This is a genomic window from Pseudomonas halotolerans, assembly GCF_039581215.1.
Classification (GTDB): Bacteria; Pseudomonadota; Gammaproteobacteria; order Pseudomonadales; family Pseudomonadaceae; genus Aquipseudomonas; species Aquipseudomonas tehranensis.
In genome coordinates, this window is record NZ_JBCNTJ010000006.1 from 281,990 (window position 1) to 300,431 (window position 18,442).

The following is an 18,442-nucleotide window of genomic DNA, read 5'->3' on the forward strand; positions in this document are numbered from 1 at the left end:
GGGAATGAAGGATTGAGTTCATATCCGGGCCTGCCCACCTGCGTAGGAGCTGTCGAGCGAAGCGAAGCTGCGATCTTTTGATCTTGATCTTTCGCTCCAGATTCAATTGACTGGAAAAGATCGCAGGCTTCGCCAGCTCCTACAGGATGTGCTCAGCTCAGGACTTGACCGGTGGCTTGCGCAACAAGCTGAACGCCATCGCCCCAAGGAACAGTACGCTGATCAGCAACACCGCCCACAAGCCGATCTCCTTCCAGTTGGTCTCGATGGTTGCAGGACCCGTTGCGGCAGCCGGTGCCGAGATCGCCGCATCATTAGCCTTCGCCATCCCCAGCGTCGCCAGACGGGACGGTTTGTAATCGGGCACCAGCGTGGCCAATGGCAGGTTGGCCGCTTTCACCCTCGCATTGCCCAGCCCCAGGCGGTAGGGGCCCTCGCCCCGCGCCAGGAACACCACTTGGGTCGGGCGCACGGCAAAACGCAAGGCAGGCGCTTCGGCACCGAGGCCGCCACCCCGCTCGTCCACCGTCAGCTTCAATTGCTGCACGGCCTGCCCCGACAGTTGCAGTTGGTTTTGCAGCACATCCTCGCCGTTCTGGGTCAAGCGATACAGCAAGCCACTGCCCTGCGATTGCCACAGCTGGCTGCTTTCACGGCGCCCGGCCAGGGTCACCGGTGCCAGGCTGTTGGCCTGGCTCAGTTCGATCTGCACTTGCTCGACATTCAGCACAGTGGGCAACTGCCAGGTGTACTCGCCGGCCTTCGTGGTGCTGCCGGCCAAAGGCTGCGACCAGACCAGCGGCGCGCTTTCGTAGCGGGAGCTTTGCAACTGGGCCGAGGTCAGCACCGGCGCCGATGACGGCGATTCCCACAACAACCGCAGATAACGCGCCGGTTGTCCCGGCAGGTTCACCTCATGCTGCTCGACCCGCTCATCGGCAAAAGTCAGCCGCGCCACCTGGCCTTCGCCCCACGCCTGCCAGTGTTGCAAGTCGTCACTGGCTTCGATAGTGAAGCGCTGGAAGCCGTCGTGCTCGCTGCTCCAGTCGAGGGTCAACTGTTGCAAGGGCGCCTTGATCGCGCTGGCATCCAGCAGCCAGCCACGCAATGCCTCTTCCCCCGCCTCGAGCCGGCTGGACGGTTGCACTTGCACCAACGTGCCGTTGGCGCTCGATCGCACCCGGACGCTCGGCGCGCGCTCGTGGTCATCGGCGGCGCTGTACAACGGGAACCACTTCACGTCGGTGAGGGTGCGGTTTTCCCGGCTCTGGGCCGTCTCGCGAACCAAGGCATAGGCTTGGGCCTGCCCGGCGGCGTTGAATACCCGCAGGTCGCTCAGATCGGTCTGCCGCGCTTGCAACTGAACCTCCAGGGGCAACACCAGGCGATACCAAGGCCCCTCACCGCTCAAGGCCAATGGCACCTGATGGGCGAAGTCCGCCGGCTGTTCCTGGGCCGTCACCGACAAGGCCACCCACAACCCCACCACCCCCAGCCCGATACGACTCAACTTGCGACTCAAGACGACACTCCCTCACTGACAGGTAGAGGTGGCTCGGTCGGCGAGCCCCCTTCCGAGCGTTTTGGCGGCAGCGGCGCGAAGTAGCCCACCACCAACAGCAATACGCCCACGGCGATAAACGACACGATCCGCGCCAGGCCGCCACGGTTACTCAATTCGACAAAGAACAGCTTGGCCACCACCACGGCGATCAACGCCGCACCGATCAGCCACACCTCACGACGATGGCGCAGATGCCCGCCGATCATCAGGCCCAGGGCAATCAGGGTCCAGACGATGGACAGCCCGGCCTGCACAAACATGGATTCGAGCAACGCATCCAGCTCGAAGGGCACACCGATCCAATGGTGGGCACTGCGCATCACCCCGGCGGTAAAGAACGCGAGCAGCGACACGCCGACGATCAACTGGACGACGTGCCCGGCATGAACCCAACGGATGCCCAATTGCGCCACTGCACCGCGGGACCACACGTAGATGCCGAACAAGGCAAACAGCAAGCCCAGTTCCAGCGGGTTGAGCAACGGCACATAAGGCAAGGGTTCTGCGGCGCCGTCGCTGAAGGTATTGGCCAGCCAGAACCAGCCCAGCATCAACAGGGCCAGGGGTGCGGCGGCGTAGATGCGATACTCGCGCGACTGGGCCGAGACCGGCCAAGGCCAGGCCCGCGGCGCGGCCATCAACACCAGGTACAGGCTTGGCAGGATCGCCCAACCCAGCCAGCGCCAGGCGTTGTATTGCTCGGACAGCAACAGCAGGCCGTAACGCAGTTCCAGGGCCAGCACGCCAATCAACAGCCAGCAACCGAGCACATGGGCGCTGCTGCGCGCCCGGGCCGGCAGCAGCGGCTCCAGACGTTTGAGGGAAAGGAAATGCACGGTGAACACGGCCAGCCACGCCAGCCAGCCGAAATCCGCCGCCGGGTGATAACGGCTGTGCCCGGTCGCGACCAGCACACAGCCGGCCACAGGTATCAGCACGGTGCATAGCAACCCCATTGCCGGCCATTTCAAACGCAGCGCCAGCCATGTCCACAGCGCCACGCTGATTGCCGCGAGGATCAGCATCCACTGACCTTGCAGGTTCTGCGGTGCAAAGCGCAGCACTTCGCTGACCCACGCCAGCGCCCACCAGCCGGCGCCCCAGATCAGCAGCACCCCGGACAACCGCTGCATGCTCAAGGGCTGGAACACCGCCGACGGATGACCGCGCTGCAATCGCCATGCGCCCACCAGTGCCGCCAATCCCAGCAGCAGCGGCGTCCAGAACCCGCTGTGGGCCAGGGGCCGCAGATCCTCGGCACTCGTCGACCCGGCGGCAAGAAACGCCGCGCCGCCCAGCAGTTGCACCGCCAATGCGGTCAACAGAAAGCTGCGCGATTGCAGACGCAGGCCCGCGAACAACGTCGCCAGACCGGCCAGAGCCCAGGCGATGACGGTGCCGTGAGTGAAGAAGAACAGCGGCGCCAGCAGATAGAGACAGCTCAACCCCAGCACGGTCAGCACCGGCAGGCCTTGTCGCTCCCAACGGGTGATGTGCTCAGGCGCGGTCTTGCGCAATTGGTGGAAACTGAACAGCAAGGCGCCACCGAGCATCAACGCCCCCAGCGGCGCGCCATCGATCAGGCTGCTGTCGCCCTCGCGCAACTCGCTGACAAAGGCCAGCGCCGAGCCCAGTTGCAGCAGCAAGGCAAAAGCCCGCGCCAATGGCCGCTGCTGACGCAGGCCCAGCCAGAAGATCCCCGCGCCTTCCACAGCCCATGCCGCTGCGGTCCACCGAGCATCGAGGCCCAGGGGAATCGCCAGGCTGGCAAAAATCACACCCAGGGCCAGGCAGGTTTCGGCCAGCAATATAGCGCGACCGCCCCTCAAGACCCACGCCAGCCCCATGTAGATCATGCCCAGGACCAGGGCGCTGAACGCAGCGGCGAACGCCACATGCTGCACCAGCGCGAACTGCAGACCGAACCCCACCAGCGGCGGGCCGAACAGCAGGGTGCCGTCCACGTAGTCACCCTTGCGCGCCGACCAGCGCAACAGCGCATCACGGCTTTCGTCCGCGGGGCCATCGCCCATTTCCAGTAGCTTGCGTCGGGTGAACAGCAAACCAATCGCCAGATACATCAGGAAGAAAACCATCAGGAACGGCTCGGTGCTCCAGAGCAGTTCTGGCCCGTAAGAGCGCAAGCCCCAGGTGAAACCGATGCCAAAGGTGCCGACAAAACCAATCAGGTTGAGCAGACGCCAAGCCTTGAACCAGGCAATCGCCAGAATGCCGGCGTTGAGCAAGATGAAGTAGCTGAACAGCGCAACATGGTTGCCGCTGCCGGTGGACGTCAGAATCGGCGCGGCAAACCCGCCCAACGCCGCCACCGCAGCAAGGCCGAGGGCATTTTGGGTTACTGCCAGAATCGCCGAGAACACCGTGACCGCCACCAGCAAGCCCAAGGCCGCTGTCGAATCGAGCAGCGGATGCAGACGCATGGCGGCGAACACGGTCAGGTACAGCACCGCGATCCCGGTGCCCTGCAACATTAGCGCATAGTTGCTATTGCGCTGGCGCAGCCACCAGCCCAGACCCAGCAGGCTCAACGCACTGGCTGCGACGCCGGCATAACGCAACTCGATGGGCACGACCATGCCTTCAGTGGCATAGCGCAGCAGAAACGCCAGGCCGAGGAACAACAGCACCACCCCGACCCGCAATACGGTATTACCGCCCAACAGCCAGTTACGCGCGCCCGCTACGGCACGCTCGAACAGATTCGGACCACGAGGGGCAACTGGTTCCGGTTGAACGGGTTGGGGGGCGGCCGGCGCAGGCCGCCATACGTCGTCGGGCAACGGCTGGCTGGCATGTGCGGCCATCGCCGGAGGGGCTTCAAGGTCAGGTGGCAGTTCCCAGACCAGCTCCGGTTCGGATCGGATGTCGGACTCTGGCGCGTGGGCCACGACGGTCTCGGGCGATGGCGCCGGTTCGCTCGAGGCTGCGACAGTGCTGCGCTCAAGCACGATCAGCCGCTGCTCCAGGGCGCTCAAGGTGCGCTGGGCCGCTTGCAACTGGTTCTGCTGTTCGGCGGCGTGAACACCGAGGCGGCGCAGACCCATCCCCTGGGCAATGCCAAGGCCCAGCAACGCGCCTATCAGCGCATCGGCGAACGACTCATCCACCACCCAGCCGAGTGCCAGGCCCAACAGCGTCAAAATCCATTGCATGGTCGATATCCCTAAGCGGCCCTTTGCGGGCGTAACCGGGGTGCAGCGGTACCTGGTTCAGTCTAGAGGAACCACACAAACCTTGTGGGAGCGGGCTTGCTCGCGAAGGCGGTGTACCCGACAACATCAACATTGCCTGACACACCGCCTTCGCGAGCAAGCCCGCTCCCACATGAGGTTACAGGTGCTTCCAATGGCTGAAGCCGGTCACACAGCCCGGCGCAACTGGCGCTTAGTATATCGACCCAGCCCAACCACCGTTGGGCCTGGCTCACATTTCCCGCTGCGGCTACTCCAAGGCCTTCCAGATGTCGGTGGCGTATTCACGGATGGTCCGGTCGGAGGAAAACCAGCCCATGCGCGCGGTGTTGAGCACCGCCGAACGCCACCAGTGCTGCGCGTCGTGCCAACGCTCTTCAACCCTGGCCTGGGCATCCCAGTAAGAGTCGAAGTCGGCGCAGACCAGAAAGCGATCGTAGTCCACCAGCGAATCGACAAGCCCGGTGTAACGCATCGGATCGTCCGGCGAAAACACCCCGCCGCGAATGGCCTGCAATACATCGTTGAGGCGATGGGACGCGGCAATGTCCGGCGCGGCGCTGAACTCGCCATTCTGCTTGCGAGCCTCCACCTGCTCAGCCGTCAGGCCGAAGATGAACATGTGCTCACCGCCCACGCGCTCATGCATCTCCACGTTGGCGCCGTCCATGGTGCCTATGGTCAGCGCGCCGTTAAGACCGAACTTCATGTTACTGGTGCCGGACGCTTCAAAACCGGCGGTGGAGATCTGCTCGGAAAGGTCCGCCGCCGGGATGATGCTCTCGGCCAGGCTGACGTTGTAGTTGGGCAGGAACACCACTTTGAGCAGGCCGCGCACGGTCGGGTCGTTGTTCACCACACGGGCGATATCGTTGGTCAACTTGATGATCAACTTGGCCTGGTGATAACTGGCGGCAGCCTTGCCCGCGAAGATCTTCACCCGTGGCACCCAGTCCACTTCCGGCTCGGCGCGGATCGCCTGGTACAGCGCCACCGTGTGCATCAGGTTAAGCAACTGGCGCTTGTATTCATGGATCCGTTTGACCTGCACGTCAAACATCGCCGCCGGGTTCACGGCCACACCCAAGCGCTCGTGAATCAGATGCGCCAAGGCCTTTTTACTGTGCAGGCGCTGTTCGGCGAACTGCTTGCGAAACGCCGGCTGATCAGCGAACGGCTCCAGCTCGATCAGGCGTTCTTCGGGGTTGTCGAGCACGCTCGGGCCCAGGGCATCGACCATCATCGAGGTCAGTTCAGCGTTGGCCTGAAACAGCCAGCGGCGGAACGTGATGCCGTTGGTTTTGTTGTTGATCCGTTCGGGATAGAGCTTGTGCAGTTCGGAGAACACCGTGCTGCGCATCAGTTGCGTGTGCAACCCGGATACACCGTTGACGCTGTGGGAGCCGAGGAACGCGAGGTTGCCCATGCGCACCCGACGGCCGTTGTCTTCTTCGATCAGTGACACCGCGCGCAGCACGTCGAAATCGTGCACCCCCTTGGACCGCAGCGAATCGATGTGCTGGGCGTTGATCAGGTAAATGATCTGCATGTGCCGGGGCAACATGCGCTCCATCAGCCCCACCGGCCAGGTTTCCAGGGCTTCAGGCAGCAGTGTGTGGTTGGTGTAGGAGAGCGTGTCCTGAGTGATCTGCCAGGCGGCGTCCCAGGCCACGTCATAGACGTCCACCAATTGGCGCATCAATTCGGCCACGGCGATCGACGGGTGAGTGTCGTTGAGCTGGATCGCCGCGTGATCGCCCAAGGTCAACACCGAGGTGTGCATGTTGCGATGACGGCGCAGCAAATCCTGCAGCGAGGCGGCGACGAAGAAGTACTCCTGACGCAGGCGCAGTTCCTGACCCGCCTCGGTGCTGTCGGCCGGGTACAGGACACGGGAGATACTTTCGGCCCGGGCCACTTCCGCCACAGCACCCAAGTGGTCGCCGGCATTGAAACGCTCAAGGTGCAAATCTTCCACGGCACGGGCGCGCCACAGACGTAGGGTGTTGACGCTGGCACCGCGCCAACCCACCACGGGCGTGTCATAAGCGATGGCTCGCACGGTTTCGCCCGGGGACCAGACTTGTTTGGTATTGCCGGCGTCGTCGGTCACGGTTTCGACGCTGCCGCCGAAGCCGATCGGGTAGACCACTTCAGGCCGCTCGAACTCCCATGGGTTGCCGAAATCCAGCCAGTGTTCGGTTTGTTCCTGCTGCCAGCCATCGACGATCGCCTGGCGAAACAGGCCGTGCTCGTAACGAATGCCGTAGCCATGGCCGGCAATGCCCAAGGTGGACATGCTTTCCATGAAACATGCCGCCAACCGCCCAAGGCCGCCGTTGCCCAACGCCGCATCGGGTTCGAGCAGGCGAATGCGCTCCAGATCCACGCCCAGTTCGGTCAGGGCTTCGCGCGCAGTGTCCAGCAGACCGAGGTTGCTCAGGCTGTCATAGAGCAAGCGGCCGATGAGAAACTCCAGGGAGAGGTAATAGACGCGCTTCTGGCCCTTGCGGTAGATCTGCCGCGTGTGGTCCATCCAGTGCTCGACCATATGGTCGCGGGCGGCCAGGGCAATAGCTTCGAACCAGTCGTGATCAAACGCATGATCCGGGTCCTTGCCGACGGCGTAAGTGAGTTTGGTCAACACGGCTTCGCGAAATGCAGCCACTTCGGCTTCGCGAACAAGTGGTTCTTGAGTCATTGATGAGACCTCGAACGAGCATGAAATTGTCTGAGCCTAGACGGTCTGACAGGCACTACAGGCGCAGGTTCGTTGGTTTTTCCAGGGTGACGGAGAATCGCCGCCAGGGAATTGCCATATGAGCGAATGAATGCAGGGGCCGTGCCTATCCAGCCTGCGTTTTTGCCAGGCATAAAAAAAACCGGCAGATGGTCGTTCAAAATTTCACCAGTCCCGGTATGATCGCGCGCCCTGATGCATGCTGGTAAACCTTGATGATGAAGCCCAACCTGATCGCCGCCGCGGAGATCGACCGAATCGATACCTGGGCCAAGTACTCCGCGCCAATGTGCGGTTCCTGCGTGTCGAGCTGTTGCACACTGCCGGTGGAGGTCAAGATCAAGGACTTGATCCGGATCGGTATCGTCGATGAATTCGAACTGGGCGACCCACCGAAAAACATCGCCAAGCGCCTGCAAAAGGATGGGATCGTCGAGCGCTATAACCAGAAATCCGAAATCTTCACGCTTCAGCGCATGAGCAACAACGATTGCCTGTATCTGGATCGCAAGAGCCGGTTGTGCACCATTTACGAAAAACGCCCGGACACCTGCCGCAACCATCCGCGGGTCGGACCTAGGCCGGGGTATTGCGCCTACAAGCCCAAGGCAGTGGAGCGCGAGCGTAATCCGCGGACGTTGGACAAATTCTGATCAGCTGCTGGTTCAGCGGTGCCTGAGCCGGCGCCATCGCGAGCAAGCTCGCTCCCACAGGGAATTCATGTTGGACACAACATCTGTATCCACTGCAAATCCACTGTGGGAGCGGGCTTGCTCGCGAAGGGGCCCTGACAGGCGCTACATAACTTCCAGGCATAAAAAAACGCCCCTGATCTCACAATCAGGGGCGTTTTTTTCAGCCATTAACTAAGTCGAAACTCAGTTACCGCTTTTCTTGGCAGCGCGGGTACGCTCGCTTTCGCCAAGGATCTTCTTACGCAGGCGAATCGACTTAGGCGTCACTTCGCACAGTTCGTCTTCCTGCACGAACTCCAGCGCTTGCTCCAGGGTGAACTTGACCGGCGGAACCAATGCGATGGTTTCGTCTTTGCCCGAAGCACGCATGTTGTCGAGCTTCTTGCCTTTGGTCGGGTTCACGCCCAGGTCGTTGTCGCGGCTGTTGAGGCCGACGATTTGACCTTCGTAGATGTCCTGGCCGTGCTCGACGAACAGCTTGCCGCGCGCCTGCAGGGTTTCCAGCGAGTAGGTCAGTGCCTTGCCGGTCGCAACCGATACCAGAACACCGTTCTGACGGCCGGACATGTCGCCGGACTTCATCACGTCATAACGATCGAAGATCGAAGTCAGGATGCCGCCACCGGAGGTCAGGGTCAGGAACTCGTTACGGAAACCGATCAGGCCACGAGCCGGGATGTTGTACTCAAGGCGCACACGGCCCTTGCCATCCGGAACCATGTTGGTCAGGTCGCCCTTGCGCAGGCCCATTTGTTCCATGATCGCGCCCTGGGATTCTTCCGGCAGGTCGATGGTCACGTTTTCGTACGGTTCGTGCTTGACGCCGTCAACCATACGGATGATCACTTCAGGACGACCTACGCCCATTTCAAAGCCTTCGCGACGCATGGTTTCGATCAGAACCGAGAGGTGCAGCTCACCACGGCCGGAAACCTTGAACTTGTCGGCCGAGTCGCCTTCTTCAACGCGCAGTGCCACGTTGTAGAGCAGCTCCTTGTCCAGACGCTCCTTGATGTTACGGCTGGTCACGAACTTGCCTTCTTTACCGCAGAATGGCGAGTCGTTGACCTGGAAGGTCATGGAAACGGTTGGCTCGTCGACGGTCAACGGCTTCATCGCTTCGACGTTCAGTGGGTCGCACAGGGTGTCGGAGATGAACAGTTGCTCGAAGCCGCTGATGCAGACGATGTCGCCGGCAGCTGCTTCTTCAACGTCGATACGGTGCAGGCCGTGGTGACCCATCAGCTTGAGGATACGACCGTTGCGCTTCTTGCCATCGGCGTCGATCGCCACGACCGGCGTGTTCGGCTTGATGCGGCCACGGGCGATGCGGCCAACACCGATCACACCCAGGAAGCTGTTGTAGTCCAGAGCCGAGATTTGCATCTGGAACGGACCGTCACGGTCGACTTTCGGCGCAGGTACGTCGTCGACGATCGACTGGTACAGCGGGGTCATGTCTTCGGCCATGTTGGTGTGGTCCAGACCGGCAATACCGTTCAGGGCCGAGGCGTAGACGACTTTGAAGTCCAGCTGTTCTTCGGTGGCGCCGAGGTTGTCGAACAGGTCGAAAATCTGGTCCAGAACCCAGTCCGGACGCGCGCCTGGACGGTCAACCTTGTTGATGACCACGATCGGACGCAGGCCGGCTTCGAACGCCTTCTTGGTCACGAAACGGGTTTGCGGCATAGGGCCGTCCTGGGCATCGACCAGCAGCAGCACGGAGTCGACCATCGACATTACGCGCTCTACTTCACCACCGAAGTCGGCGTGGCCCGGGGTGTCCACGATGTTGATGTGGTAGCCATTCCAGTTGATGGCGGTGTTTTTCGCCAGGATGGTAATACCGCGCTCTTTTTCCTGGTCGTTGGAGTCCATCACGCGCTCGTCGTTGAGCTCGTTGCGCTCCAGGGTGCCGGATTGACGCAAGAGTTTGTCTACCAGGGTGGTCTTACCATGGTCAACGTGAGCAATGATGGCGATGTTGCGTAGATTTTCGATCACTTGTGTATCTCGATCAGAGGATTCGGTGTGCTGACAGGTCGTGGCAGCGATTTACGTTGAGTCCGACAAAGCCGTTACAGCCTGTCGGCGGCGTCGGGGGGCCGGTGACGCAGGCCACAGGCAAACAGCCCCGGGCACTTAGCTCGGTCGATAAACGCGCACATTGGCATGCCCCTCACTGAGCAAATGGTGGGCATGCAGGCGACTCATCACGCCTTTGTCGCAATACAACAGGTACTGGCGAGTAGGGTCCAGTTCCTTGAAACGCGCGTTCACTGCATAGAACGGCATCGTTTGTACCTCGATACCGGCGACACTCAGCGGGTCGTCTTCAGCGTCGTCCGGGTGACGGATGTCGATGATGATCTGACCGGCCAGCGCTTCGCCGACTTCTTCAATCTGTATGTCCTGGCCCAATTCGTCGATCACCCGATCGATTGGCACCAGCCTGGCGTTTTCGAGCGCACGCTCGAGCACCGCCATGTCGAATTCTTTCTCTTCATGCTCCACACGCCCGCGCTTGGCCGCCGTCTTCGGATTGACCGAGATGACCCCGCAGTATTCCGGCATGTGCCGGGCAAAATCGGCGGTGCCGATCGCGTTGGCCGTGTCGATGATGTCCTGCTTGTGGCTGGCGATCAGCGGGCGCAGTACCAGTTTTTCGGTCACGCAGTCGATCACTGACAGGTTCGGCAGCGTCTGGCTCGACACCTGGGAGATCGCCTCGCCGGTGACCAGCGCATCGATGTGCAACCGATCGGCGATGCTGGACGCGGCACGCAACATCATACGCTTCAAAATGACGCCCATATGACTGTTATCGACTTTGCCGAGAATCTCGCCCAGGACTTCCTCGAACGGTACGCTCACAAATAACACGCGTTGCGAGCTGCCATACTTCTTCCAGATGAAGTGCGCCACTTCCATTACGCCCAGTTCATGGGCGCGCCCGCCGAGATTGAAGAAGCAGAAATGGCTCATCAGCCCGCGACGCATGATCTGGTAGGCCGCGACCGTGGAATCGAAACCGCCGGACATCAGCACCAGGGTCTGCTCCAGCGAACCCAGCGGATACCCGCCAATGCTGTCGTGCTGACTGTGGATCACGAACAACCGTTGGTCGCGAATTTCGATGCGCACTTCAATTTGCGGGTCTTTCAATGAAATTCCGGCGGCGCCACACTGCTTGCGCAACTGGCTGCCGACGTATCTCTCCACGTCCATCGAGCTGAACGGGTGTTTGCCGGCGCGCTTGCAGCGCACCGAGAAAATCTTGCCGGCCAGGGCATCGCCATAATGCAGCTTGCACTTGGCGAGGATGTCGTCGAAATCCCCCAGCGGGTATTCGTCGACCTGCAGGAAATGCGCGATGCCCGGCATGCAGCTCAGGCGCTCGGTCATTTCCTTGAGGATCTTGGGTTCGCTGACGCGGGTTTCCAGCTCGAGGTTGTCCCACACGCCGTTCACCACCACAGCCGGGTCCAGATCGCGGAGCACGGCACGGATGTTCTTGGCCAACTGGCGGATGAAACGCATCCGTACCGGGCGGCTCTTGATGGTGATCTCGGGGAAGACTTTTACGATTAGTTTCATGAAAACAGCGCGCGAACGGCCAGCCGAAAAAGGGGGGCGCGGATTATAGCGGAAATTGCTCAAGGTTTAACCAGTTAATCTGCACTCCATTTTCCGCGCACCAAAACAGGTCACGACCCACAAGTCACGCCACATTGCAGTGCGCAATTGTTCGACAATCTGGGTTCCAAGGCTTTAAAAGCGTGGATTTGGTGCAAAAAACCCATGCTGGGGCACTGGCATGCAAATTGCTCCCTTGTGAGGCAGGTTGCCTTGGCAGAGTATTCGCGCCGGCATCACCCATATCTAAGGGCACACCATTACCCGCCCGAAGCCACCCGGAGGACATATGTCGAAGTCGGTTCAACTCATCAAAGATCATGACGTCAAGTGGATTGATCTGCGCTTCACTGACACCAAAGGCACTCAACATCACGTGACCATGCCGGCCCGTGATGCGCTGGACGACGAATTCTTTGAAATCGGGAAGATGTTCGACGGCTCCTCCATTTCTGGCTGGAAAGGCATCGAAGCCTCCGACATGATCCTGATGCCGGACGACGAAACGGCTGTCCTGGACCCGTTCACCGAAGAGCCGACCCTGATTCTGGTCTGCGACATCATCGAGCCGTCGACCATGCAAGGCTATGACCGCGACCCACGCGCCATCGCCCACCGCGCCGAGGAATACCTGAAGTCCACCGGTATCGGCGACACCGCTTTCTTCGGCCCTGAGCCTGAGTTCTTCATCTTCGACTCGGTCAAGTTCAAGTCCGACATCTCCGGCTCCATGTTCAAGATCTTCTCCGAGCAAGGCTCGTGGATGTCCGACCAGGACGTGGAAGGCGGCAACAAAGGCCACCGTCCAAGCATCAAAGGCGGCTACTTCCCGGTTCCACCGTTCGACCACGACCACGAAATCCGTACCTCCATGTGCAACGCACTGGAAGAGATGGGCCAGACCGTCGAAGTTCACCACCACGAAGTGGCGACTGCCGGCCAGAACGAAATCGGCGTGAAATTCAACACGCTGGTCAAGAAGGCTGACGAAGTACAGACCCTGAAGTACTGCGTACACAACGTTGCTGACGCCTACGGCCGCACCGCGACCTTCATGCCTAAGCCTCTGTACGGCGACAACGGTTCGGGCATGCACGTGCACATGTCGATCTCCAAAGACGGCAAGAACACTTTCGCAGGCGAAGGTTATGCCGGCCTGTCGGACACCGCCCTGTACTTCATCGGCGGTATCATCAAGCACGGTAAGGCCCTGAACGGCTTCACCAACCCGTCGACCAACTCCTACAAGCGTCTGGTACCAGGCTTTGAAGCGCCAGTGATGCTGGCCTACTCGGCTCGCAACCGTTCCGCCTCGATCCGTATTCCTTACGTCAACAGCCCTAAGGCTCGCCGTATCGAAGCCCGTTTCCCGGACCCGGCTGCCAACCCGTACCTGGCCTTCGCGGCACTGATGATGGCCGGTCTGGACGGTATCCAGAACAAGATCCACCCTGGCGATGCCGCCGACAAAAACCTGTATGACCTGCCGCCTGAAGAGGCCAAGGAAATTCCACAGGTGTGTGGCAGCCTGAAAGAAGCCCTGGAAGAGCTGGACAAGGGCCGTGCGTTCCTGACCAAGGGCGGCGTATTCAGCGATGACTTCATCGACGCTTACATCGCACTGAAAAGCGAAGAAGAAATCAAGGTTCGCACCTTCGTACACCCACTGGAATATGAGCTGTACTACAGCTGCTGATCCGGTAGCGTCGCCCCATGCGGCGTGAATAAAAAAGAGGCCTCCTTCGGGAGGCCTTTTTTATGGGCGCAGGTTACGTGCATGATTATCTGCGCCCTCCACTATTCGACGACGAGATCACCCATGACTTCCCGCCTTTCACTCTGCCTTGCGCTGTCTGCCGCGTTGTTGGGCTCCGCCGCCCAGGCCGCCACCGCACCCACCGCCCTCGCCCCACTGCTGGGCACCATAGGCGAGCGCCTGGCCATTGCCGACCAAGTCGCCTTGAGCAAGTGGGACAGCCGCAAACCGGTCGAAGACCGCCAGCGCGAACGCGAGGTGATCGCCGCCGCCGTCGCCCAGGCACCGGCTTACAAACTGAGCAGTGAAGCGGTAGAGGCGTTTTTCGGTGCACAAATAGAAGCCAACAAACTGGTGCAATACGCGCATCTGTCCGACTGGCAACTGCAAGGCAAAGCCCCGGACGCGCCGCGCCCGGACCTGGTTGGGCAGATCCGCCCGCAACTGGATCAACTGCAAAAACGCCTGCTGCAACAACTGGCCGACTTCAGCCCCTACCGCACCGACCCGCAATGCCCACAATGGCTGGCCCAGGCCACCCATACCCTCAGTAACGACCCGTTGCGGCAAATGGCGCTGGTTCGGGCGACCGCAGAGCTGTGCGTGCCCAAAAAAACCTGAGCCCACACACCTCCCCTGTGGGAGCGGGCTTGCTCGCGAAGAGGCCGGCACAGCCAATATCTCAGTGGCCGACAAACCGCTTTCGCGAGCAAGCCCGCTCCCACAGGGGGCCAGTGTCGCACCCGGAGGCTATGCACACCGCTCCCACAGAGGATTGCGTGCAACAACTTGGGCCAACCGCCTCCCCTGACCTATGCTGCAATCCAACACTTTTGGTTTTCGGTTGATTTTATGGGTCGTGGCTTTCCAGGAATGCTGTTGCTGCTGTTGTCGCTGCCAGCCGCCGCACAGATCTACAAATACACCGACGCCGACGGCAACACCGCCTACAGCAACCAGCCGCCCGATGGGGTACCGGCCCAAGCAGTGGAGCTGCCGCCGCTCAACAGTGTCGAACCCCAGCCCCCGGCCAACCCGAACACTGCTGCGCCTGCCGCGAACCGGGAGAAGCCAAGCAACGCCTACGAAACCCTGGAGCTGACAGACATCCCCAGCGAAGAGGCCCTGCGCGCCAACAACGGCACCTTCACCGTTGGCGTCCTGGCTCGGCCGCGCCTGCAAAGCCCTCATCTGTTCAGGTTATTGCTGGACGGCCAGCCCTATGGCCAGCCGAGCAATGTACCGCGCCTGCAACTGGTGAATATCGACCGGGGCGAGCACAGCCTGGCGGTACAGGTCATCGACGGCGAACATCTAGTGCAACAGAGCGAAACCGTCATCTTCACCGTGCAACGGGTGCACCGCCCATGAGCCGCTGGCTGCTCACGCTGAGCCTGTCCCTGGCCGCGCTGCCGGCGGTGGGGCAGGTTTATACCTACATCGACGCCCAGGGCAATCGGGTCTTCACCGATCAACCGCGCCCCGGTAACGCCCAGAAAGTGCAACTGCCGCCCGCCAACCGGATGGCGACACCGCCCTCCGACGCAGCCTCAACAACGGCGCCTGAAAAAAAGCCCGAGCCAATGTTCCGTTACGAAATGCTGAGACTGTTGATTCCTGAACCGGATGCCACGATACGCAGCACAGCAGGGGAACTGATCGTCACGGCCACCAGCGAACCCAGCTTGCAAAAAGGCCACCGCTACCGCCTGCTGTTGGACGGCAACCCCACAGGCGAACCGGGACCCAGCCCAGTGTTCGCGCTGAGCAACATCGATCGAGGCAGCCATCATCTGGCGGTAGAGATTCTTGATGAGCAGGGCCGTATCGTCGAACGCACCGCCAACCAGCCCTTCCACATGCAACGCATTTCCCTGGCGCAGAAACGCCGCATCAAACCGTGCGCCACAGCCGACTATGGCCAGCGCCCCGAATGCCCCCTCAGCGACAAGCCCGCAGAAGAGCAAAGCAGCATCCTGCCGTTCTTATAACGCCCTCCCGAAGGACGCACTATATTGGTGCAACTGTCTGCACCCTACTCAAATCCCAGCCCATTTTGGTTCGAAAGTACCCGAAAAAGCTGGCAGAACGCCACGCAATCGGGCGAAAAAGGTTCGTTTGAGGCTCTAAACGCTTCTTTTCGGAGCCTTGGTTTGGTTTTTGCATTTTCCTTGTATCAGCGCGTCATACGCGTGCTTGCTTACGCTCCAAAAGAGGTCCTGATGACCATTAGCGACGCACTACACCGCTTGCTACTCGATAACCTCACCACCGCAACCATCCTGCTCGATGCCGAACTGCGCCTCGAGTACATGAACCCGGCAGCGGAGATGCTGCTGGCCGTCAGCGGTCAGCGCAGCCATGGGCAGTTCATCAGCGAGCTGTTCACGGAATCGGCCGAGGCGCTCAACTCCTTGCGCCAGGCAGTGGAACAGGCGCACCCGTTCACCAAGCGCGAAGCGATGCTCACCGCCCTGACCGGCCAGACCCTGACCGTGGATTACGCGGTAACACCGATCCTCAACAACGGTGCCACGCTGCTGCTGCTGGAGGTGCACCCCCGCGATCGCCTGCTGCGCATCACCAAGGAAGAGGCTCAGCTGTCCAAGCAGGAAACCAGCAAGATGTTGGTGCGCGGCCTGGCCCATGAGATCAAGAACCCCCTCGGCGGGATTCGCGGCGCGGCGCAACTGTTGGCGCGGGAACTGCCCGAAGAAAGCCTCAAGGACTACACCAACGTCATCATTGAAGAAGCCGACCGCCTGCGCAATCTGGTGGATCGCATGCTCGGCTCCAACAAGCTGCCGTCCCTGGCGATGTGCAACGTCCACGAAGTGCTGGAGCGTGTCAGCAGCCTGGTGGAAGCCGAGAGCCAGGGTTGCATCACCTTGGTGCGCGACTACGACCCGAGCATCCCCGATGTATTGATCGACCGCGAGCAAATGATCCAGGCGGTGCTGAACATCGTGCGCAACGCCATGCAGGCCATCAGCAGCCAGAACGAGCTGCGCCTGGGCCGCATCAGCCTGCGCACTCGCGCCATGCGCCAGTTCACCATCGGCCATGTGCGCCACCGCCTGGTGACCAAGATCGAAATCATCGACAACGGCCCGGGCATTCCCGCGGAACTGCAGGAAACCATCTTCTTTCCCATGGTCAGCGGTCGCCCGGACGGTACCGGGCTGGGCCTGTCCATTACCCAGAACATCATCAGTCAGCATCAGGGCCTGATCGAATGTGAGAGCCACCCTGGCCACACCACCTTTTCGATCTTCCTGCCACTGGAACAAGGAGCCACATCGACATGAGCCGTAGTGAAACCGTGTGGATCGTCGATGACGACCGTTCTATCCGTTGGGTCCTGGAAAAAGCTTTGCAACAGGAAGGCATGACCACCCAGAGCTTCGACAGCGCCGACGGAGTGATGAGCCGCCTGGCCCGTCAGCAACCGGACGTCATCATCTCTGACATCCGCATGCCCGGCGCCAGCGGCCTGGACCTGCTGGCGCGGATTCGCGAGCAGCACCCACGGCTGCCGGTGATCATCATGACCGCCCATTCGGACCTGGACAGCGCCGTGGCGTCCTACCAGGGTGGCGCCTTCGAATACCTGCCCAAGCCGTTCGACGTCGATGAGGCCGTCTCACTGGTCAAGCGCGCCAACCAGCACGCCCAGGAGCAACAGGGCATGGAAGAGGTGCCGGCGCTGGCCCGCACCCCGGAAATCATCGGCGAAGCGCCGGCAATGCAGGAAGTGTTTCGCGCCATTGGGCGTTTGAGCCACTCCAACATCACCGTGTTGATCAACGGAGAATCGGGCACCGGTAAAGAACTGGTGGCCCATGCCCTGCACCGCCACAGTCCACGGGCGGCATCACCGTTCATTGCGCTGAACATGGCGGCGATTCCCAAGGACCTGATGGAGTCCGAGTTGTTCGGCCACGAGAAAGGCGCGTTCACTGGCGCGGCCAACTTGCGGCGCGGACGCTTCGAACAAGCCGACGGCGGCACCTTGTTCCTCGACGAAATCGGCGATATGCCGGCCGACACCCAGACCCGACTGTTGCGCGTACTGGCCGATGGTGAGTTCTATCGGGTGGGCGGCCATACGCCGGTCAAGGTGGACGTGCGCATCATCGCCGCGACCCACCAGAATCTGGAAACCCTGGTTCACGCCGGCAAATTCCGTGAGGACTTGTTCCACCGCCTGAACGTCATCCGTATTCATATCCCGCGCCTGGCCGATCGTCGCGAAGACATCCCGACCCTGGCCCGGCACTTCCTCAGCCGCGCAGCCCAGGAGCTGGCAGTAGAGCCCAAGCTGCTCAAGAGCGAAACCGAGGAATACCTCAAGAACCTGCCATGGCCCGGCAACGTGCGCCAACTGGAGAACACCTGCCGCTGGATCACGGTGATGGCGTCCGGTCGCGAAGTGCACATCAGCGATCTGCCACCGGAGCTGCTGAGCCTGCCTCAGGACTCGGCCCCGGTGACCAACTGGGAACAGGCCCTGCGCCAGTGGGCCGATCAAGCCCTGGCCCGCGGCCAATCGAACCTGCTGGACAGCGCCGTACCGAGTTTCGAACGCATCATGATCGAGACCGCCCTCAAGCACACCGCCGGCCGCCGCCGCGACGCCGCCGTGCTGCTGGGCTGGGGCCGCAATACCTTGACCCGCAAGATCAAGGAATTGGGGATGAAGGTTGATGGCGGGGATGATGATGAGGGGGATGAGGGCTGAAATAGTTTTCAGCCCGGCGCCGCAACACCTGTGGAAGCGGGCTTGCTCGCGAATGCGGTGTATCAGTCGACATCCATGCGTCTGATACACCGCATTCG

At 61.2% G+C, this 18,442-nt stretch carries 12 protein-coding genes; 7 read left to right on the forward strand and 5 right to left on the reverse strand.

Annotated features, from left to right (window positions below):
- Positions 1-157: 157 nt before the first annotated feature.
- The 3 genes from AAIS01_RS11325 to AAIS01_RS11335 all read right to left on the reverse strand — a co-directional run bounded on the left by AAIS01_RS11325 (position 158) and on the right by AAIS01_RS11335 (position 7,477).
- The gene (locus AAIS01_RS11325) at positions 158-1,522 is read right to left on the reverse strand and encodes a DUF3999 domain-containing protein (protein WP_343469034.1); all 1,365 of its coding nucleotides are present in this window, start codon (positions 1,520-1,522) and stop codon (positions 158-160) included.
- A complete protein-coding gene (locus AAIS01_RS11330; RefSeq protein ID WP_343469035.1) occupies positions 1,519-4,737 on the reverse strand; it encodes a DUF2339 domain-containing protein in 3,219 nt (1,072 codons plus the stop codon). Before AAIS01_RS11330 ends, AAIS01_RS11325 begins: the two co-directional genes overlap by 4 nt.
- A 289-nt stretch (positions 4,738-5,026) precedes the next feature.
- The gene (locus tag AAIS01_RS11335) at positions 5,027-7,477 is read right to left on the reverse strand and encodes a glycogen/starch/alpha-glucan phosphorylase (RefSeq protein ID WP_343469036.1); all 2,451 of its coding nucleotides are present in this window, start codon (positions 7,475-7,477) and stop codon (positions 5,027-5,029) included.
- 254 nt (positions 7,478-7,731) lie between these two features.
- Here AAIS01_RS11335 and AAIS01_RS11340 point away from each other — a divergent pair, with 254 nt between their 5' ends.
- The gene (locus tag AAIS01_RS11340) at positions 7,732-8,169 is read left to right on the forward strand and encodes a YkgJ family cysteine cluster protein (RefSeq protein ID WP_343469037.1); all 438 of its coding nucleotides are present in this window, start codon (positions 7,732-7,734) and stop codon (positions 8,167-8,169) included.
- A gap of 225 nt (positions 8,170-8,394) precedes the next feature.
- On the opposite strand, the gene typA is transcribed toward AAIS01_RS11340, so the two are convergent.
- The gene (typA, locus tag AAIS01_RS11345) at positions 8,395-10,215 is read right to left on the reverse strand and encodes a translational GTPase TypA (RefSeq protein WP_047226918.1); all 1,821 of its coding nucleotides are present in this window, start codon (positions 10,213-10,215) and stop codon (positions 8,395-8,397) included.
- Positions 10,216-10,353: 138 nt separating this feature from the next.
- Positions 10,354-11,808 (reverse strand): tRNA uracil 4-sulfurtransferase ThiI, encoded by a 1,455-nt coding sequence (gene thiI, locus AAIS01_RS11350; protein ID WP_214912583.1) that lies wholly within the window; start codon positions 11,806-11,808, stop codon positions 10,354-10,356.
- Between the two features lie 328 nt (positions 11,809-12,136).
- Between thiI and glnA the strand changes: the two genes are divergently transcribed.
- From glnA to ntrC, 6 genes are all read left to right on the forward strand, one after another.
- The gene (glnA, locus tag AAIS01_RS11355; protein ID WP_343469038.1) at positions 12,137-13,543 is read left to right on the forward strand and encodes a type I glutamate--ammonia ligase; all 1,407 of its coding nucleotides are present in this window, start codon (positions 12,137-12,139) and stop codon (positions 13,541-13,543) included.
- 123 nt (positions 13,544-13,666) lie between these two features.
- The gene (locus tag AAIS01_RS11360; protein WP_343469039.1) at positions 13,667-14,224 is read left to right on the forward strand and encodes a chorismate mutase; all 558 of its coding nucleotides are present in this window, start codon (positions 13,667-13,669) and stop codon (positions 14,222-14,224) included.
- A 231-nt stretch (positions 14,225-14,455) separates the two neighbouring features.
- Positions 14,456-14,974: a DUF4124 domain-containing protein gene (locus AAIS01_RS11365; protein WP_343469040.1), complete on the forward strand. Its 519-nt coding sequence runs from the start codon at positions 14,456-14,458 to the stop codon at positions 14,972-14,974.
- Positions 14,971-15,594, forward strand: coding sequence for a DUF4124 domain-containing protein (locus AAIS01_RS11370; protein ID WP_343469041.1), 624 nt, complete (start codon positions 14,971-14,973; stop codon positions 15,592-15,594). The genes AAIS01_RS11365 and AAIS01_RS11370 overlap by 4 nt, the downstream gene beginning before the upstream one ends.
- Positions 15,595-15,825: 231 nt before the next feature.
- Complete coding sequence (gene glnL / locus AAIS01_RS11375) at positions 15,826-16,911, forward strand: nitrogen regulation protein NR(II) (protein WP_047226914.1); 1,086 nt, start codon at positions 15,826-15,828, stop codon at positions 16,909-16,911.
- Positions 16,908-18,344, forward strand: a complete 1,437-nt coding sequence (ntrC, locus tag AAIS01_RS11380) for a nitrogen regulation protein NR(I) (protein WP_047226913.1) — start codon at positions 16,908-16,910, stop codon at positions 18,342-18,344. The genes glnL and ntrC overlap by 4 nt, the downstream gene beginning before the upstream one ends.
- Positions 18,345-18,442 lie beyond the last annotated feature (98 nt).